This window comes from Mycolicibacterium celeriflavum, assembly GCF_010731795.1.
GTDB classification, from domain to species: domain Bacteria; phylum Actinomycetota; class Actinomycetes; order Mycobacteriales; family Mycobacteriaceae; genus Mycobacterium; species Mycobacterium celeriflavum.
This window is the reverse complement of the sequence record NZ_AP022591.1, coordinates 2,262,167-2,280,320: the sequence shown is the minus strand read 5'-3', so window position 1 is coordinate 2,280,320 and position 18,154 is coordinate 2,262,167. Positions and strand designations below refer to the sequence as shown.

The window sequence follows — 18,154 nt, the reverse complement described above, 5'->3', positions numbered from 1 at the left end:
ACATCGATGGAGCCTTACCGTGCGCCGCGCGGCGTCGTGGTGAAACCGCCACCGGCGCTTCCGAAAGAGGTGGCGAGCAATCCCGTCGCGCGCTTGTTACCGGTGGCCATGCTGGTCGCGGCCGTCGGCATGATGGCCGTCTACTTCACGTCGGGGGCCGGTACGAGCCGCAGCCCGATGTCCATGTTTTTTCCGGTGATGATGATCATGTCGGTGCTCGGGACGGTGGCCTACGGTGCCCGCGGCGGCGTCGGCCGAACCACCGAGATCGACGGGAATCGGCGAAGTTATCTGCGCTACCTCGACGGTCTCGACGACGACATCGTGGCGGCCGCGGCCGACCAGCACCGATCACAGCACCGGCGCCATCCCGCACCCGACTCGTTGTGGACATTGGCGCACAACCGGATTGCCGAGCGCAAACCGGACGATGACGACTTCTGCTGTGTCCGGGTGGGCCTCGGCGACCAGGAACTCGCGACGCCGCTGCTGGAGCCCGACCTCGGTGCCGTCGACGAGCGGGATCCCGTGACGGTGGCCGCGTTGCGCGCGCTGATCCGAAGGCATTCGGTCGTCGAGCGGGTGCCGATCGCGCTGGCGCTGCGGCGACACACCGTCATCGCGGTCGGCGGCGACGATCAGCATGCGCGAGGGCTGGCGCGGGCCATGGTGTGTCAGCTCGCGGCGCTTCACGGGCCGCATTTGGTGACGCTTACCGCAGTCACCGCCCCGTCGACGCGCGACGACTGGGATTGGCTCAAATGGCTGCCACACCACCGACATCTGCAGCACCTCGACGGGGGCGCAGGGGACCGGCACGTCGTGGTGATCGCCGACGGTGCACCGGCAACGGACGCCGAACCGCTGACCTCGATTCGCAATGTCACCGTCCTCGCAATCGGAGCCGCCTCGACCGAGGCGCCGTCAACCGTGTTGCAGGTGAGCGTCGACGCCGACCGGCTGATGCTGAACACCGCCGATGGGCATGAGGTGATCTGCCGGCCGGACTCATTGACACGGGCGCAGGCGCTTATGTGTGCCCGGCGACTGGCGGCTACCCGACTCGATGTGGTCCCCGCCGACGATGCGTACCGTACCTCGGCGGCGCGTGGCTGGCTCGATCTGTTCGACGTCGAGGGGCCCGACCAGATCAACACCGAAAAGCACTGGCTGCGAACCGATGAGATCCGGCCGGTACCGATCGGCGTCACGACCGACGGGGCACCGGTGCGGATCGACATCAACGAGGCCGCCCGCAACGGCATCGGCCCGCACGGGCTGTGTGTCGGCGCGACCGGTTCCGGGAAATCGGAGTTGTTGCGCACTTTGGTGCTCGGGATGATCACCAGTCACTCGCCAGACGCCCTCAACCTCGTGTTGGTCGATTTCAAGGGCGGCGCGACGTTTCTCGGGTTGGAGCGGGCACGGCACGTGGCCGCGGTGATCACGAACCTTGCCGACGCCGCTCATCTGGTCGCCCGGATGAACGATGCCCTTGCCGGGGAGGTCCATCGCAGACAGGAGTTGCTGCGCACGGCGGGCAATTTCGTCAACGTGACGGAGTACTCGCGGGCTCGTTCACGAGGCGCCCCGCTGCCGCCCTTGCCCGCGCTGTTCATCGTCGTCGACGAGTTCTCCGAACTGCTCAGCCACCATCCCGACTTCGCCGAACTGTTCGGGGCGATCGGCAGGCTGGGCCGATCGCTGGGCATCCATCTGCTGTTGGCGAGTCAGCGGCTCGACGAGGGCAGGCTGCGCGGTCTGGATACGCATCTGTCGTACCGGATCTGCCTCAAGACCTTCTCCGCCAGTGAGTCCCGTGCCGTGCTGGGCGTCGCCGATGCCCATTCCCTGCCCGGCACACCCGGTGCGGCCTTCTTGAAAACCGCTGCCGGTGAACTGATCCGGTTCCAGACCGCCTTCGTCTCCGGTCCATGTCCACAACCGCGGCGCGAACACCGGGCGGAGGCGCCCGGACCGATGCTGTTCACCGCAGCACCCGTCATACCGGTCACCGCACTCGATGCCGAGCCCGAGCATCGCCTCCCGGCACCGACGCTTTTGGAGGTGGTGTTGGACCGAGTCGGCGACCGGGGGCCTGCCGCACACCCCGTGTGGTTGCCGCCGCTGGCCGCATCGCCGTCACTGGACCTGCTCATGCACCCCGATGAGCGGTACCGGCTCAGTGCGCCGATCGGGCTGGTGGACAGTCCTTTTCAACAGCGCCACGATGTGCTGGTCGCGCAGTTGGCCGAGGCGGCGGGCAACGTCGCGGTGGTCGGTGCGTCCCAGTCGGGCAAGTCGACGGCCGTGCGGACGCTGATGCTGGCGCTGGCTGAGGTACACGGGCCCACCGAGATCGGCTTCTACTGCCTGGATTTCGGCGGTGGTGCACTGGCCGGACTGGGGAAACTTCCGCATGTGGGGTCGGTGTCGGGTCGATCCGAAACGGACTTGTGTCGGCGCACGGTGGCTCTGGTCGAATCGCTGATCCGGTCGCGGGAGGAGCGGTTCCGCCGGATGGGAGTCGATTCGATGACCGACTACCGCGCGCGCCGCGCCGCAGGCGATCCGGCCGCGGCCGCCGACCCCTACGGCGACGTGTTCCTCGTTGTCGACGGGTGGGCTCACCTTCGCCAGCAGTTCGAGGGTCTGGAGGCGCCGATCACCGCCATCGCCGCGCAGGGACTCGCGTTCGGCGTGCACCTGATCGTCACCGCCTCCCGATGGGCCGAACTGCGCCCGGCGCTCAAAGACCAGATCGCGACCCGGATCGAATTGCGGCTCGGGGACCCCGCTGAATCGGAGATGGATCGCCGGCGGGCACGCACACTGACCAACTCGCCGCCCGGGCGAGGCATCACCGCCGACGGCCGGGAGATGGTCATTGCGCTGCCTCGCTGGGACGGCGTGTGCGTGGTGGCCGGTCTGCGCGACGCGATCACTGCGACCGTCGACCGGCATCGGCAGCGATGGGCGGGGCAGCGCGCGCCGCGCATCGAACTCCTGCCGACACTGGTGGCGCATTCTCAACTCGTCGAATCGGCTCCGGTCGCACAGCAGGCGGGCCGCGTGCTGGTCGGGATCGGTGAACGCGAATTACGGTCGATCACGGTCAACTTCGCCGAACAACCTCATCTGCTCGTGCTGGGAGAGGCCGGCTGTGGCAAAACCTCGCTGTTGCGGCTGCTGTGCCACGAGATTGTCCGCACCTGTGGCGCTGATGAGGCACTGCTGGAGATCGTCGATTTCCGGCGTTCGCTGCTCGGCGTCGTCGAATCCGAGCACCTATCCGGATACGCCGCGTCACCGGCGGCGCTGGCCACGAGACTGCCGAAATTGCTCGCCCGGCTGGAGGCGCGCATGCCGGGGGAGAGCGTGACACAGCAGCAGCTGCGGGAGAGGTCGTGGTGGGCAGGCCCGGAGATCTTCCTCGTCATCGACGACTACGACCTGGTGGCCGCATCGACCGGCAATCCGTTGACCCCGCTGGCCGACCTCCTGCCGCATGCCGAAGACCTTGGGCTACACGTCATCGTCGCCCGCCGATCCGGCGGCGCCGCGCGAGCGATGTTCGATCCCATGCTCGCCCGGATGCGCGAGCTCGGATGCATGGGCGTGATGATGAGCGCGAGCCCCGACGACGGCATACTGCTGGGCTCGGTTCGCCCGTCGTCGCAGCCACCGGGACGAGGCACGCTGATCACCCGGGGTGACGGGGAGCAACTCGTCCAGATCGGTTGGACCGATCCGCCGTGAGCCATGCGGTTGTCGAAGTCGGCCCGAGTAGGGTGCGCGGGCCCACATGCCTTGAGCAGGAATTGGTTTCAGTGGCGTTGGACGCCATCGACGACGACCTGGCGCTGCTCGGCGAACGCGCCGTATCGGTGCCGGAACTGTGGGCTGAGCTGATGTGTGCGGCGGCAGGCGGTGCCGACGCCGTCGTCCTCGTATGTCCGACATGGTGGCCGAGTGCACGAATCGACCGGGTGCGGGCAGCCGCGGAGCAGGCGGCGAGGGCCGTCGAAGTGCTCGGGCGGACCGCGGTGCTACAGAACGACTCTCGTGCGACCGTCGTCGAGATCGGCCCGGAACTGATTGTCGTCACCAGGGTGGGTGCGCGTGCGGTGGTCATCGCTGATCACGACGGCGACGTGGCGGAAGAGGTGACTGCCGCGGTCGGCCTGGCCGGGCCGGTGCTGATCGACGCGCCTGCGTACATGTACGCCGGTCGGTCGGTCGACGAAATTGTGAAACGGCTTTGTAGATCCGGTATTTCGGCCCGCCTGATCGATGAGGTTGCGGTGCGTCGGGCAGCAGCGCGGCAAGTGCCGCCCAGCGATGTCGCACCGGGTCAGGACGGGAGGCGGCGGCGTCGGACGGCGGTGACGGCGGGCGTCGTCGTGACGACGGTGACGGTGTGCGGCGGGTTGGGGTTGCGAGGCGGCGGTGCCGAGCCTCCGGTCACACCGACATCGCTGTTGGTTGAGGGCCGGGTCGAGATGTTGGTGCCCGCGGCGTGGCCGGTGCAGCGGATCACGTCGGGACCGGGATCGGCTCGAGTCGAGGTGGTTTCACCGTCGGATGACGATGTCAGGCTGCACCTCACCCAGTCGGTCGGCCCACCGGAAACGGATCACGCGCGGACTGCCGCATCGTTGCGAGCCGCGCTGGCTGAAGAGCCGGGTGACGTCTTCGTCGACTTCGACGCGTCCGCATCCCCGGCCGGACGCGTCGCTGTTTCCTATCGGGAGCTCCGTCCGGACCGTCACGTCGCGTGGACGGTGCTCGTGGATGGCCGTGTCCGGATCGCGATCGGGTGCCAGAGTGCGCCGGGCCGCGAATCCGCGGTGCGCGACGTGTGCGACCAGGCGATCCGGTCGGCTCGTGCGATCGCCTGAAATCCGATGGAACCGAACCGGTGCCGGGTGCGTCGTACCAGTCAGAACCGAAGTGAGGAAACGGAAGGATGCCCATGACGACACCGCAAGGCGGGTCACTGAACACCGATTTCGACTTGATGGCCGCGGTCGCGAACAAGACCGACGCGCGCAACGAGGAGATCCGCGCGATGCTGCAGTCGTTCATCGGGCGGATGAGCGCGGTGCCGCCGTCGGTCTGGGGCGGAGTCGCGGCGACCCGCTTCCGCGACGTCGTCGAGCGATGGAACTCCGAATCGCTGAGACTCCATGCCTCGCTGCAGCGGATCGCCGAAACGATCCGGCTCAACGAGCAGACACTCCGGGAAGCCACCGAAAGCCACTCGCACCGCATCGGTGCGGTGGGAAACAACCTGTAGGGGAGTCGTAATGGATCACGTGTTGTCGTACAACTTCGACGAGATCGAGTACACCGTCCGGCAGGAGATCCACGCGACGTCGGCCCGGTTGAACAGCGCGCTCGAGGATCTGCGCGCTCAGATTGCGCCGCTGCAGGAAGTCTGGACGCGCCAAGCCGCCGACGCGTATCGCGTGGAGCAGGCGCGATGGGAGCAGGCGGCCGGCGCGCTCAACGAGATCCTGGTCAGCCTCGGCAATGCGGTTCGCGATGGCTCCGACGACGTCGCCGCGACCGACCGCAGCGCCGCGAATGCTTGGGGGACATGACCCCGAAAAATGCCTGTGCGGTCCCGACTGGAGGGGAGCCAACGGGAACGCACGGTTCGCGCCACCGTGGTCGAGGAGAGCGGCCACGGTGGCGCATACCCCCTACTCGCAGGCGACCCCGTCGCCGTCGCGGTCCAGGTGCTCGGCGTAACCGTCTTCACCCTGCATAATCGGCGCCACCCCGGCGTCCCGAGCAGCGGTGCAGTTCTTGTAGTACGCGTCGGCAGATGCGGTCGCGGCGCCGGCCGCGGTTGCGGCGACGACGAATGCGGCGACGATCAGGCCACGAATCATTTTCACTCCATTGCGATGTTGGATTTCCGAATGCGAGACGGCCGGTTTGCTGCCACCCCCGCGACGACGCTAGGGCGGTGGAAGTGAAAAGGAATCCGGGCTTTCCCTATGTTCGGGTCAGGCTCGCCGCGCTCGGACCAGTCCCCGAGGCACCATTTTGACCTGCGACGACGCCCGCAGGTAAGCTGCCTCGTTGGCGTGCGGTAAGCACGGGTCCTCGGGTCAACGTCGGTCGCCGAGAACGACTCACCGCAAACGCCTGACCGGCACCCGGGCCACCGGGACTCGAAACCCGACAGGGCAAAAAGGAAGGTAGCGCTGTGCCTACGTACACGCCGAAGGCGGGTGACACCACACGTTCGTGGTACGTCATCGACGCCACCGACGTGGTGCTCGGCCGGCTCGCCGTCGCGGCAGCGAATCTGCTGCGGGGCAAGCACAAGCCGACATTCACGCCGAACGTCGACGGTGGCGATTTCGTCATCGTCATCAATGCCGAGAAGGTCGCCATCGGCGGCGACAAGCTGCAGAAGAAGTTCGCCTACCGCCACTCGGGTTATCCCGGCGGCCTGCGCAAGCGTTCGCTCGGCGACGAGATGGAAAAGCACGCCGACCGGGTCGTCGAGAGGGCGATCCTCGGCATGATTCCGCACACCAAGCTGGGCCGTCAGATCCAGAAGAAGCTGCGGGTCTACGTGGGGCCGGATCATCCGCATACCGCGCAGCAGCCGATTCCGTACGAGATCAAGCAGGTGGCCCAGTGACTCAGCCAGAGACAACCGTCGACACCACCGAGGCCGCGACCGACGCAGCGGTCGAAGCGGCTCCCCGCGAGCCCGTCTTCATCGACCGCCCGATCCAGACCGTCGGCCGCCGCAAAGAGGCCGTGGTCCGGGTGCGGCTGGTCCCCGGCACGGGCAAGTTCGACCTCGACGGTCGCAGCCTCGAGGACTACTTCCCGAACAAGGTTCACCAGCAGCTCATCAAGGCCCCCCTGGTCACCGTCGATCGGCTGGAGAGCTTCGACATCTATGCCCACCTCGACGGTGGCGGTCCGTCCGGCCAGGCGGGCGCGCTGCGCCTGGCCATCGCGCGCGCGCTGATCCTGGTGCAGCCTGAGGACCGGCCTGCGCTGAAGAAGGCCGGCTTCCTTACCCGCGACCCGCGCGCCATCGAGCGCAAGAAGTACGGCCTGAAGAAGGCCCGCAAGGCGCCTCAGTACAGCAAGCGCTGATCAAGCCGCGAAACCGCCGGGCGTGCACCGCACGCCCGGCGGTTTTGTTTCCATCGGAAGTACGCCGGGATTGTTTTACCGGCCATGAGTAACGTCCTTCGCAGCACGGCGCGATGGGGGAGTAGAGGGTCCGACCTGCGGTGTATGCCAAATCTAATTGTCGCCTCAGTTAATTAGTGCGTCGCAGAATACCCACGATGCGCAATCTCTATTCCAGAATTCCGGTTTGACGTCCGGACTGATCGTGGAACCCAGACTCCCGGAAGCAGAGGCGCCTTTCGCGCCAGGGCAGGCAGACCCTGCCACCGGGGCAGTCGCTCGTCGGGGGCCGGATCCGCTGCTTCCTGACAAGGAAGGAATATCTGATGCACACCATCGTGAAGAGGGCGTCCGCAGGCGCCGTAATGGGAGGGTCGCTGCTGTTCACCGCGGGCTTGGGGATGGCCCAGGCCCAGCCGCTGAACCTGCAGGACGGCTTGGTCAACGTCGCTGTGGGCGATGTGACCATCCTCGAAGACGTGAACGTGGGCGTGGCCGCGAATGTGGCTGCCGCGATCTGCGGTCTCGAGGTCGGCCCGGTCAACGTGCTGGCCGAGTCGGTTGACGCCGACGGCGGTACCGAGACGGTCTGCGACGTGACGGGCGGCCCCATCAACCTCACGCAGAACGCCGGTACCCCGGGTCAATCGGGTGAGGCGCCGGGCGGCGGCCCCGCTCAGGCTCCGGGCAACCCGACTCCGGGCGGTCCGGCTCGCTGACACCGGATCACACACCGCCCGCATCCTTCACGGATGCGGGCGGTGTTTCCTGTCGGGTCTCGGCCGCGTACCAGTTCGACGTAGAGATGGTTGATCACCTCGTCAGTTGTGTCTTCACCGGGCAGGTATGAGAAGTTTGTCGGCATGCCTCGACTGTTCGGCACCGACGGAGTGCGCGGCGTCGCCAACCAGGACCTCACCGCTGAGCTGGCGCTGGCGCTTGGCTCCGCGGCGGCGCGCCGGTTGGCCACCTCCGGCGGGCACGCGAGGCGAGTGGCCGTCGTCGGGCGTGACCCGCGGGCCAGCGGAGAAATGCTGGAAGCGGCCGTCATTGCGGGACTGACCAGCGAGGGGGTGGATGCACTGCGCGTCGGGATACTGCCGACGCCGGCGGTGGCCTACCTGACCAGCGCGTACGACGCGGACTTCGGCGTGATGATCAGCGCCTCGCACAACCCCATGCCCGACAACGGCATCAAGATCTTCGGCCCCGGCGGGCACAAACTCGACGACGCCACCGAGGACCGGATCGAAGAACTGGTCTCCCAGGGCCCAGTGAACCGACCCACCGGCGCGGGACTCGGCCGTGTGGTGGACGCCGAGGATGCCCTGGACCGCTATCTGCGGCACGTCAGCAAGGCCGTCACCACCAGGCTGGACCAGCTCACGGTCGTCGTCGACTGTGCCAACGGCGCCGCTTCGGCCGCCGCGCCGCACGCCTACCGCGCCGCGGGTGCCAACGTCATCACGATCAACGCACAGCCCGATGGCTTGAACATCAACGACCGCTGCGGCTCGACCCACATGGAGACGCTGAGGTCCGCGGTCGTGTCTTACGGTGCCGATCTGGGGCTCGCGCACGACGGCGATGCCGACCGGTGCCTTGCCGTCGACGCGCACGGGAGTGTGGTCGACGGCGACGCGATCATGGTGATCCTCGCTCTCGCCATGCAAGAAAGCGGCGAGCTGACGTCGAACACGTTGGTGGCGACTGTGATGAGCAACCTGGGGCTGCATCTGGCGATGCGGGCGGCCGGGGTCGAGGTCCGTACCACGAGCGTCGGTGACCGTTACGTTCTGGAGGAACTGCGCGCCGGCTCGTATGCGCTCGGCGGCGAGCAATCCGGACATATCGTCATGCCTGCAATGGGCACGACCGGCGACGGCATCGTCACCGGGCTGCGGTTGATGTCGCGGATGGCGCAGACCCGCACACCGCTCGCGGTGCTCGCTGAGCCGATGCGGACCTTGCCTCAGGTTCTGATCAACGTCGAGGTTGCCGACAAGGCGACCGTCGCCGACGCTCCGTCGGTCCGCACCGCGGTTGCCGAGGTGGAAGCGCAGCTCGGCGACACAGGACGAATCCTGTTGCGCCCGTCGGGAACCGAGCAAGTCGTGCGCGTGATGGTCGAGGCGGCCGACGAAGACACCGCGCGGCAACTGGCGGTGCGGGTGGCTGAGCAGGTCAGCGCTCAACGCTGAGGATGGAACCCGCGAGGGTCCCTGCGCGTCCAACCTTTACATGGGAGCAACGGACGCGTCCCGCGTCGACGTCGCCGCGCTGTTGAGCATCGCGAGTCAGTATGAGCTTGTCGCCGACACTGTCGACGGGGCGGTGCGGACGCATCTGAGCGACTTGGTGTTTGACGGCGCCAGGGCTGGCCGTTCGTATGTCGCGCACGGCGACGCGGTGCGGGCCGCGGTCGAGGATGTCGTGAACCAACTGCGGCGGTGGTCCAGGGCGGCGGCGGAGATCGCCGCAGCGCTGCGGGTTTCCGCCGACCGATACGCCGAAGCCGACGAGCGCGCCGCACGCAGGGTGGGTTGAGGATGGCCGAGACATTCGACGCCGCCGCGCGTTTGGCGGACGGGATGCCCGGCATCGCCGATATCGAGCAGTACGTGTGGGCGTGCCGGGCTCTCGGCTACCAAGATCCGGATCTGACAGCGCACCCGGCGCAGGTGCGGGACTGGTATGCCAACGAAGAAGGGATGGATTTGGGCGCGCTTGACGCCGATTGCGGTGCACTGCGCGCGGCAACGACGGCGGTCGGCGACGCGCTCGCTCGTCAGGAGGACCAGCTCGGCAGGCTCGTGACGGCCTGGCAGGGCGCTGGTGCGAACTCGTCGCGTGAATTCCTGCGCCGCCACAGCGAAGCGTCTGCCCTCGCGGCGACGGCCGTGCGTACCGCCGCGCAGGCCTATGCCGATCTGCGCGACCGCCTCTGGCAGGCAGTGGACGGCAAGGTCGCGACCGTGCTGGCCGTCGGTGACGGCGCGCAGGCTCGGCGCGCGGACTGGCTGGCTGCGTCGCACACCGTCACCACGGGTGCCGGGGACCGGGCGGTCGCCAGTGAGCTCGTGGACCAAGAAGTGAAGCCGTTCGTGGACAACGTGATCGGCGGTCAGTGGCTCGCGGCGATGCGGTCAGCCGTCGACGCCGTGGAGGCGGCTTACCAGGCGGTGCAGGCGGAACTCGCCTCGGAGGCCGAAGCAACGTTCGATGTGCCGGGCGAAATCGGGCCGGCATGGATTCCGTCGCCGGTGAATGAGGGCGCCGTACCGACGGCGCCGGTGGGAATCGCCACCGCGGCACCGACTCCGAGCGCAGCACCCGACGTCCCGGCTCCTGTCATGCCAGCGGCATGGGGCGCACCGGCGGCTGCTGCTGCACCGGCGGCTGCTGCACCCGCGCCCAGTGCGGCGCCTATTGCGGCGCCGATGCCCGCGAGCGCCGCACCGCTGACCGACGCTGCGATGGCGCAGCCGGCGGCCGCACCATCGCTGCCGTCCGTGGGCGGAGGAGTACCCGACTTCGGAAGTGGCATCTCGAGTTTCGGTCAACAGCTCGGTGACATGCTGGGCGGATTGATGGGCGACGGTGCGCTCGGCGATTCCATGGGGGTTGACGAGCCGCAGGAGCTGACCGAGCCCGACATCGACGGGCTCGATGATGGCGAGAATCCGGACATCGAAGAGTCGGACAGCGAGGGGGACGAGTCGGACAGCGAGGAGGACGAGTCGGACGAGGTGACCGACGAGGCCGAGGCCGCAGACGAAATCGACGAGAAGTCGGGGGAGGACATCGACCCAGCGGCCGCGCCCGTTTGTCCGCCGGAGCCGGTGCCTGCTATGACGCCGCCTGAACCCCTGCCAGCCGAACCTTTGGAGGTCACGCCGGCACCGGCTTCCGAACCATTGTCCGGTGAATCGGATTCCGGGACACCGTGCGAGATCGCCGCCGACGAACTACCCCAGGTCGGGGAGTGACCTTCGGCGCCCGGCCGCGCGTTCGTGGGCCTATTCCGGCCAGTCGGGTCCGTTGATCAGCAGTCGGAAGCACTCAGCCGTCACCACCCGATCGCGATGGGTCGTGCCGCAGTGCTCACACCACGGATGAACCATGCCGCGACCAGTCCGTCGGCGCCCGCGGCTCAGGATCATCGCGATCCCTGCTCCTGTGGTTGTCCGGCGGTAGGCCAGTGGCCGCTTGGAACGCGCAGAAATCCCGGTGTTGTGTAGCAGCCCATAAGTATCAGAGTTCATAGCTGCATCTCCTTAGAGTGAAACCTGGATACCCACAGGTGCGCGGCTTATGCGGGCGTTTGGCGGGAACCTCCGGACGGTTCGCGTTGGCGGGTGACTTGGCAGACAGCGTTCATGAGAGAGCACTCATTTTGGACTCCTCATGGCTCTATTTTCGCAGCCGGTTCTTGTGGTCCCGGGAGGACACACCTCGAAAAGGAGCCGAAATGTCGGAGGTTATCGGGCTCATTAATGCTCGTCAGCCCGTGTTGACCTTACGGCCGACGCAGATCAGATAGGAGCAACGATCGCGTTGTGTGCGCGCTGGGCTTGGATTCGGGCGGCGCGTTGAGCGGCGCGGGTGCGTTTCCGCCGCGGCATCATCAGGCCGCGATCACCACGAGCCGGCACCACTTGTGGTGGCGGTGGCAGGTCGGCGGTGGTGGTGTTCCAGGGGTCGCCACGTCGAATCGCAGCAGCGTCCGTCGGGTGAAATTGCGCCTGCGAGAACCGCAGCCGCGTCAGGCGCTCGCCGGCCGCCTCGACCGCGTCGGACGACGCCTGCGCGGCTGATGTCCCCTGGCCGCCGAAGCCTGGCGTGGCCTCGCGGGTTCGGGACGGCTGGCGGCGATGGGATCGCCGAAAGTCCGCTCGCCGGGCGCGATGTCGTGCAGCACCGGATGCGACGAGCCGCTGAAGCGGGTGATCGTCGGCTTAACCCCGGCCTTGCGGGTCAATTGCCGCACATCCGACACCTGCTCATCGAGCATCAGTGTCACCACCGTGCCGTCGGCACCGGCGCGCGCCGTCCGACCCGACCGGTGCAGATACGCCTTGTGCTCGACGGGCGGGTCCGCGTGCACGACAAGACCAACGTCGTCGACGTGGATGCCGCGTGCGGCGATGTCCGTGGCCACCAGCACGGCGGCCGAACCGTCGGAGAACGCGGTGAGATTTCGCGTACGCGCGTTCTGCGACAGATTGCCGTGCAACTCCACCGCCGGCACTCCGCGCGAGTTCAACTGGCGGGCCAGGTTCTTCGCGCCATGCTTGGTGCGCGCGAACACGATGGTCCGACCCGGTGACGCGGCCAGGTCGGCCAGCACATTGAGGCGTGCCGCCTTGTCGACATGCAGGACGTGATGCTCCATGGCGGCGACCGGCGACTGCTCCGAATCGACGCTGTGCACAACCGGATCGGTCAAATACCGCTTCACGAGAACGTCGACGCCACCGTCGAGCGTGGCCGAGAACAGCATCCGCTGACCGTTGCGAGGAGTCTTGTCCAACAGTCGTTTCACCGGCGGCAGGAAGCCGAGGTCGGCCATGTGGTCCGCCTCGTCGAGCACAGTGATCTCGACCGCCGACAAGTCGGCATGGCGTGATTTCACATGGTCTTCCAACCTGCCCGGGCAGGCGATCACGATGTCGACACCCTGGCGCAGCGCTTGAATCTGGGGCCCGGGACCGACGCCGCCGATGATCGTCACCGACCGCAGGCCGGTGGCCGCTGCCAGCGGCGCGAGGGACGCGCTGATCTGGGCGGCCAGTTCGCGGGTCGGCGCGAGGATGAGGGCGCGCGGGCGACCGGGAACGCGTTTGGCCGGGCTTGCAGTGAGCCTGGTCACTACCGGCAACAGGAACGCATAAGTCTTGCCCGATCCGGTGCGACCGCGGCCGAGTACGTCGCGACCGGCCAACGAATCAGGCAGCGTGGCCGCCTGGATGGGGAAGGGCGACGCGATGCCGTTCGCGGAAAGGGTGGCGACGACGGCCTTTGGAAGACCGAGGTCGGCGAAGGTGGGCACGCTTGTGCCACTGAGTATTTCGACAGACAAGTAAAAGCTCCGAAAGATTAGAGTGGTCGTCCTGCCCGGCGCGGAAGACCCGCGGCGCTCGGTATGACGATCGAGAAGCGGCAAAAGGCAGAACAGAGGATGCCGCTGCACACACTGTACAGGGGAGTCGGCGCTTCCCGGAAATCAGCTACGGCAGCTGGTTGCGCAATTCTTCGACGAATCCGACGGTTTCATTGCGGTCACCGGAAAGCGGTTGCAACAGAAGCGTCGTCGCACCCGCTTCGGCGAACGCCGCGATACGCTCCTTGACGAATCCGCGCGGTCCGACCAGCGACACGTTGCGCACCAAGTCATCCGGCACCGCGGCGATCGCTTCGGCCTTCTTGCCTGTCAGGTAGAGATCCTGGATCACATCGGCGATCTCGCCGTAGCCGTAGCGGGTGGCCAGATTGTGGTAGAAGTTGCGTCCGCGGGCACCCATCCCCCCGATGTAGAGCGCCAACTGCGGTTTCACCCAGGACAACCGGTCATCGACATCGTCGCCGATCGCCAAAGGGGCGCTGACCATCACGTCCAGCGGACCCAGCGAGGGTTCGCGGTTGGCGAACCCGGCTCGAAGCGCCTCACCCCACACGTCGTCGGCTCGCTCCGGATAGAAGAAGACCGGCTGCCAACCTTCGGCGATCTCGGCGGTGAGTTCGACGTTCTTGGGTCCGAGAGCGGCGATCGTGATCGGAATACGGTCGCGGACAGGGTGATTGATCAACTGCAACGGCTTGCCCAGGCCCGTGCCCCGATCGGCGGGCAACGGGATCTGATAGTGCTTGCCGTCGAACTGCACGCGCTCGCGACGCCACACCTGCCGACAGATTTCGACCACTTCGCGGGTGCGTCCCAGCGGCGCGTCGAACGGCACGCCGTGGAAGCCCTCCATCACCTGTGGGCCGGACGTCCCGATACCGAGCCGGAAGCGCCCGCCGGAGACGTAATCGAGCCCGGCCGCCGACATCGCCAGCAACGTCGGCGTGCGGATGTAGATCGGCACCACACCGGTGCCCAGTTCCATGGTCGACGTCTTCGCCGCCAGAAAGCCGAGCTGGCTGATCGCGTCGTAGGAGTACGCCTCGGCCACCAGCGCGAGATCCACTCCGACCTTCTCGAGCTCGACGACCTGGTCCACCGCCTGCAGGAAACCGTCGGTGTAGTTGAGAAAGATCCCGGTGCGCATCATCGAGTTATACACCCAACCGGTTGGTTGGTCACCTTACGGCTTCAGCAATGCGACGACCTTGTTCTCCAGATCCACCGGATCGTCGGCGAACGGGTCGACGGGCGGCGCCTTCGGAAGCGCCGCTTCCGGGTCGGAGAAGTCGCGGTACGCCTTGTCGCCCGTCAGCGTGTGCAGCAGATAACCGGTGATCAGCGCGCGAACCACCTTCTGCGTGCTGCGGTCGGCGCCCGGTAGGCCGACGACTCGGGCCAACCGGCGGCCCTCGATCAGGCCGCCGGGCTTGGCCTTGTTCACGGTGCGTAGCGTTGCCGTCTTCCAGGCGCGGGCCAGTTCCACGGCATTGGACCGCAGTGTCATCGGGTCGCCCGGCCCGCTCAGCACCAGGCCCGGCACCTGCAGCGTCGTCGCAGGCTCCTCGGCGGGTGGCGCGGTGACTGTGGGGAAGATCGCAACCACGGATTTCGGTTTCACGGGCATCCCGGCCGCGGTGAACACCGCTGCCGAGCCACCGAACCCGTGCCCGATCACGCCGAGCTTGGTCGGGTGCACGCTGATGTCGCCCTGGCCCAGCCGCACACCGGCGATGATGTCGAGCGTCGTGCCCAGGTCATAGGCCAGGTTGAGCGCGGATGGAGCCAGGCTCGTTTCCGTCGCCGGGGCCGCCGCGACGATGCCCCAGGACGCCAGGTGCTCCAGGGTGCCGTGGTAGCGGTCCGCTGTGGCAAGCCAGTCGTGGCCGAACGCGACTCCGGGCAGGTTCAGGCCGGCTTCGGGGGCGAAGACGACGCCGGGAAGCCCGGCGAAGGCCAGGTCACCGCGCAAAACGCGGTGCGGGCCGCGGCGGGTCAGGGCCTTGAAGAGCTTCTTCGTGCTGGCCACGAGACGACCGTAGCCGACCGGGTTTCAGGCGGCTCTTGCACTACCCTGATTGCCTATGTGTGGAATCGTCGGCTATGTCGGGCATCGCCCTGCCTGCGACATCGTCGTCGACGCACTGCGCCGGATGGAGTATCGCGGATACGACTCCTCGGGCATCGCATTGCTGGACGGCCACGGCGGGCTCACCGTCCGTCGCCGGGCCGGGCGGCTGGCCAACCTCGAAGCGGCGCTGTCCGAAACCGGCGCCGCCGGCCTGACGGGCAGCACCGGCCTGGGGCACACCCGCTGGGCGACGCACGGCAGGCCCACCGACCGCAACGCGCACCCGCACCGTGACGCCGCAGGCAAGATCGCGGTGATCCACAACGGGATCATCGAGAACTACGCCGCTCTGCGGGCCGAACTCGAGCACGCCGGGGTGGAGTTCGCCAGCGACACCGACACCGAGGTCGCGGTGCACCTCGTCTCCTGGCAGTTCCGCCATGGTCCCACCGCGGGCGACTTCCCCGCGTCGGTCCTCGCCGTGCTGCGCCGGTTGGAGGGCCACTTCACGCTGGTGTTCGCCAACGCCGACGATCCCGGCACGATCGTCGCCGCGCGCCGTTCCACCCCGCTGGTGCTCGGCGTCGCCGACGGCGAGATGTTCGTCGGGTCGGACGTGGCCGCGTTCATCGAACACACCCGCGACGCCGTCGAACTCGGTCAGGATCAGGCGGTGGTCGTCACCGCCGACGGCTACCGCATCACCGACTTCCACGGCAATGACGCATCCGGGCGTGCTCGTCCTTTCCATATCGACTGGGACATGTCCGCGGCCGAAAAGGGCGGCTACGAGTACTTCATGCTCAAGGAGATCGCCGAGCAGCCCGCGGCGGTCTCCGACACGTTGCTCGGCCACTTCGCGGGCAACCGCATCGTGCTCGACGAGCAGCGCCTGTCGGACCAGGAACTGCGCGAGATCGACAAGGTGTTCGTGGTTGCCTGCGGCACTGCCTACCACTCCGGGCTGCTGGCCAAGTATGCGATCGAGCACTGGACCCGGCTACCGGTCGAAGCCGAGCTGGCCAGCGAATTCCGTTACCGTGACCCGGTTCTGGACCAACACACGCTGGTTGTCGCGATCTCGCAGTCCGGTGAGACCGCCGACACTCTGGAGGCAGTCAGGCACGCCAAGGAGCAGAAGGCCAAGGTGCTGGCCATCTGCAACACCAACGGCAGCCAGATCCCCCGCGAATGCGATGCGGTGCTCTACACCCGCGCCGGACCGGAGATCGGCGTGGCGTCGACGAAGACGTTCCTCGCCCAGATCGCCGCGAATTACCTTGTCGGGCTTGCGTTGGCGCAGGCGCGCGGCACCAAGTACCCCGACGAGGTGGAGCGCGAATACCGGGAACTGGAGGCCATGCCCGATCTGGTGGCCCGCGTCCTGGAGACCGTCGAACCGGTCAGAGCGTTGGCCCACCGCTTCGCGCAGTCGCAGACCGTGCTGTTCCTCGGCAGGCATGTCGGCTACCCGGTCGCGCTCGAAGGCGCCCTCAAACTCAAGGAACTCGCGTACATGCACGCCGAGGGCTTCGCGGCGGGTGAACTCAAGCACGGTCCGATCGCGCTGATCGAAGATGATCTCCCGGTCATCGTCGTGATGCCGTCACCGAAGAACTCGCCGATGTTGCACGCCAAGCTGCTGTCGAACATCCGCGAGATCCAGGCCCGCGGTGCGATCACCATCGTCATCGCCGAGGAGGGGGACGACACCGTCCGCCCGTACGCCGACCACCTGATCGAGATCCCCGCGGTATCAACGCTTTTCCAGCCGCTGCTGTCCACGATTCCGCTGCAGGTGTTCGCCGCCGGTGTCGCGCAGGCCCGCGGCTACGACGTCGACAAACCACGTAACCTGGCCAAGTCGGTCACCGTCGAGTAGTGCCGGGCCGGGTCGGGGACTTCAAGAGCGACCAGGCTCGCGCCCACTTCCACGACCTCTACCGGGCGGCGATGGCAGAGCTGCCGACTGTCAGCGAATCACAGGATGTGTCAACGACGTTCGGCGACGTGCGCGCGTATCGGTTCGGCGGGCCGGCCGAGCGGACGCCGGTCATGTTGCTACCGGGACGCAATGCATCCACCCCGATGTGGCGGGGCAACATTGCGCACCTGCTGCAGCACCGGCCCGTGTTCGGCGTCGACCTGCTCGGCGAGGCGGGGCTGTCGGTGCAGGAGAAGCCGATCGTCGGACCCGACGATGAGGCGCAATGGCTGGACGAAACGGTGGCAGGCCTTGGGCTGGACCGGGTCCACCTCATGGGAGTGTCGATCGGCGGATGGACGGCGATCAACTACGCCGTCCGGCGCCCTGGCCGAGCCGCCTCACTGGTTCTGCTCGATCCGGTGTTCACGTTCGCCCCAATTGCGCTCAAGGCGGTGCTGACTTCGCCTGCATTGTTCCTTCCCGGCGTTCCCACAGGTCTGCGCAGGCGTGTGCTCAGCTGGATATCCGGCGGCGCCGACATCGACGACGCGGCGACGGAGGCGGCACTGATCTCGGCCGGCTCAACCGATTACACGCTGCGCAAGGCGATGCCCACGATGATCACCGACGAGCAGTTGCGTTCACTGGACATACCGGTGCTGGCTTTGATCGGTGGTCGAAGCGTGATGCACGACGCTGAGCGGGCGGCCGAGCGGGCGCGAAGTCTGCTGGTCCGCGGTCAGGTCGAACTGTGGCGCGACGCCTCGCACGCGATCAATGGCGAGTACGCCGCCGAGATCGCCGAACGGGCAGCGGATTTCTGGACGCGGGTCGACGAGTAGACGCGCTCGGGCGAATG

Annotated in this window: 16 protein-coding genes; 12 read left to right on the top strand and 4 right to left on the bottom strand. The window is 67.3% G+C overall.

The genetic code is table 11. From position 1 onward, the window contains the following. Positions 1-6 precede the first annotated feature (6 nt). From eccCa to G6N18_RS11120, 4 genes are all read left to right on the top strand, one after another. Complete coding sequence (eccCa, locus tag G6N18_RS11135) at positions 7-3,759, top strand: type VII secretion protein EccCa (RefSeq protein ID WP_083000959.1); 3,753 nt, start codon at positions 7-9, stop codon at positions 3,757-3,759. 71 nt (positions 3,760-3,830) lie between these two features. After that, on the top strand, positions 3,831-4,901 hold the full coding sequence (locus tag G6N18_RS11130) for a type VII secretion-associated protein (protein WP_083000957.1): 1,071 nt from the start codon (positions 3,831-3,833) through the stop codon (positions 4,899-4,901). Between the two features lie 74 nt (positions 4,902-4,975). Then, positions 4,976-5,299 (top strand): WXG100 family type VII secretion target, encoded by a 324-nt coding sequence (locus G6N18_RS11125; RefSeq protein WP_067226262.1) that lies wholly within the window; start codon positions 4,976-4,978, stop codon positions 5,297-5,299. A gap of 10 nt (positions 5,300-5,309) precedes the next feature. After that, positions 5,310-5,606 carry a WXG100 family type VII secretion target gene (locus G6N18_RS11120; protein WP_067226261.1) on the top strand — a complete coding sequence of 99 codons (297 nt, stop codon included), beginning with the start codon at positions 5,310-5,312 and terminating at the stop codon, positions 5,604-5,606. A gap of 102 nt (positions 5,607-5,708) precedes the next feature. Here G6N18_RS11120 and G6N18_RS11115 read toward each other — a convergent pair whose 3' ends face one another. Further along, complete coding sequence (locus tag G6N18_RS11115) at positions 5,709-5,900, bottom strand: excalibur calcium-binding domain-containing protein (RefSeq protein ID WP_067226260.1); 192 nt, start codon at positions 5,898-5,900, stop codon at positions 5,709-5,711. Between the two features lie 320 nt (positions 5,901-6,220). On the opposite strand from G6N18_RS11115, the gene rplM reads away from it, so the two are divergent. The 6 genes from rplM (at position 6,221) to G6N18_RS11085 (ending at position 11,162) form a co-directional block, all read left to right on the top strand. Then, complete coding sequence (gene rplM / locus G6N18_RS11110) at positions 6,221-6,664, top strand: 50S ribosomal protein L13 (protein WP_059101413.1); 444 nt, start codon at positions 6,221-6,223, stop codon at positions 6,662-6,664. Continuing rightward, complete coding sequence (rpsI, locus tag G6N18_RS11105; RefSeq protein ID WP_082686701.1) at positions 6,661-7,134, top strand: 30S ribosomal protein S9; 474 nt, start codon at positions 6,661-6,663, stop codon at positions 7,132-7,134. The genes rplM and rpsI overlap by 4 nt, the downstream gene beginning before the upstream one ends. A 365-nt stretch (positions 7,135-7,499) precedes the next feature. Then, positions 7,500-7,892 carry a hypothetical protein gene (locus G6N18_RS11100; RefSeq protein ID WP_067226258.1) on the top strand — a complete coding sequence of 131 codons (393 nt, stop codon included), beginning with the start codon at positions 7,500-7,502 and terminating at the stop codon, positions 7,890-7,892. 144 nt (positions 7,893-8,036) lie between these two features. Continuing rightward, a complete protein-coding gene (gene glmM / locus G6N18_RS11095; protein WP_083001121.1) occupies positions 8,037-9,374 on the top strand; it encodes a phosphoglucosamine mutase in 1,338 nt (445 codons plus the stop codon). Between the two features lie 40 nt (positions 9,375-9,414). Continuing rightward, positions 9,415-9,720: a DUF7162 family protein gene (locus G6N18_RS11090; RefSeq protein WP_083000956.1), complete on the top strand. Its 306-nt coding sequence runs from the start codon at positions 9,415-9,417 to the stop codon at positions 9,718-9,720. A gap of 2 nt (positions 9,721-9,722) precedes the next feature. Beyond that, complete coding sequence (locus G6N18_RS11085; RefSeq protein ID WP_083000954.1) at positions 9,723-11,162, top strand: hypothetical protein; 1,440 nt, start codon at positions 9,723-9,725, stop codon at positions 11,160-11,162. Between the two features lie 776 nt (positions 11,163-11,938). On the opposite strand, the gene G6N18_RS11080 is transcribed toward G6N18_RS11085, so the two are convergent. The 3 genes from G6N18_RS11080 to G6N18_RS11070 all read right to left on the bottom strand — a co-directional run bounded on the left by G6N18_RS11080 (position 11,939) and on the right by G6N18_RS11070 (position 15,326). Further along, positions 11,939-13,225 carry a DEAD/DEAH box helicase gene (locus G6N18_RS11080; RefSeq protein WP_067226248.1) on the bottom strand — a complete coding sequence of 429 codons (1,287 nt, stop codon included), beginning with the start codon at positions 13,223-13,225 and terminating at the stop codon, positions 11,939-11,941. Positions 13,226-13,403: 178 nt separating this feature from the next. Continuing rightward, complete coding sequence (locus tag G6N18_RS11075; protein WP_067226245.1) at positions 13,404-14,444, bottom strand: LLM class F420-dependent oxidoreductase; 1,041 nt, start codon at positions 14,442-14,444, stop codon at positions 13,404-13,406. Positions 14,445-14,480: 36 nt separating this feature from the next. After that, entirely contained in the window at positions 14,481-15,326 is an 846-nt protein-coding gene (locus G6N18_RS11070) for a dienelactone hydrolase family protein (protein WP_083000952.1), read from the bottom strand. A 55-nt stretch (positions 15,327-15,381) separates the two neighbouring features. On the opposite strand from G6N18_RS11070, the gene glmS reads away from it, so the two are divergent. Continuing rightward, positions 15,382-17,250, top strand: a complete 1,869-nt coding sequence (glmS, locus tag G6N18_RS11065) for a glutamine--fructose-6-phosphate transaminase (isomerizing) (RefSeq protein ID WP_083000950.1) — start codon at positions 15,382-15,384, stop codon at positions 17,248-17,250. After that, entirely contained in the window at positions 17,250-18,137 is an 888-nt protein-coding gene (locus G6N18_RS11060; protein WP_083000948.1) for an alpha/beta fold hydrolase, read from the top strand. The genes glmS and G6N18_RS11060 overlap by 1 nt, the downstream gene beginning before the upstream one ends. Positions 18,138-18,154 lie beyond the last annotated feature (17 nt).